This is a genomic window from Oleiphilus sp. HI0132 (assembly GCF_001635845.1).
This window is the reverse complement of sequence record NZ_LWGJ01001403.1, coordinates 1-565: the sequence shown is the minus strand read 5'-3', so window position 1 is coordinate 565 and position 565 is coordinate 1. Positions and strand designations below refer to the sequence as shown.

The window sequence follows — 565 nt, the reverse complement described above, 5'->3', positions numbered from 1 at the left end:
AGCCAAAGGTACAGAGATTTTTCCATCCGGGCGCACCAGAACAGATACTGACAGGTCTGGATTTCTCCAAACATTCACTTGTACAGCATCGCCAACACCTAAGAGGTATTCTTCTACAACCCCTATACTGGTTTCAACAGGCTGCTCCTTCACAACATTCTTAGTCGAGCAGGCACTTAGAAAACCCACCAACACAAAACAAATAATTAGTTTTATTTTCATCCTTCGACCCTTTGCCCTTACTCTAATCTTAAAAACGAACAAGCTCTTCGCCCTAACACAATAAACCTACCCTGCTTACGAGCTCGCTTTGACACCCAGTGATTACTACAATAACAGTTTAATGAACACCCTTGCCCAACAACACAACTTCAACCGTTTGTATCACAATCAACACATCCATAAAGAAGCTATGATTCTTAACATAATACAAATCATATTTTAACTTATTTCTCGCATCGTCAACCGACGCGCCATAGGGGTACTTTAACTGTGCCCAGCCCATCAATCCCGGTTTTACTTTATGCCGAGCATCGTAAAAAGGTATTTGTTCTTTCAATTCTTC

General features: G+C 41.2%; 2 protein-coding genes. Both read right to left on the bottom strand.

Features of this window, described 5'->3' with window-relative positions; translation table 11 throughout:
* Nucleotides 1–222: polysaccharide biosynthesis/export family protein (locus tag A3766_RS21490; RefSeq protein ID WP_197479673.1), on the bottom strand; the 222-nt coding region annotated here is incomplete at its 3' end.
* A gap of 118 nt (nucleotides 223–340) precedes the next feature.
* Nucleotides 341–565, bottom strand: a 225-nt coding sequence (locus A3766_RS21485; RefSeq protein WP_197479672.1) for a sugar transferase, incomplete at its 5' end; no start/stop codon positions are given.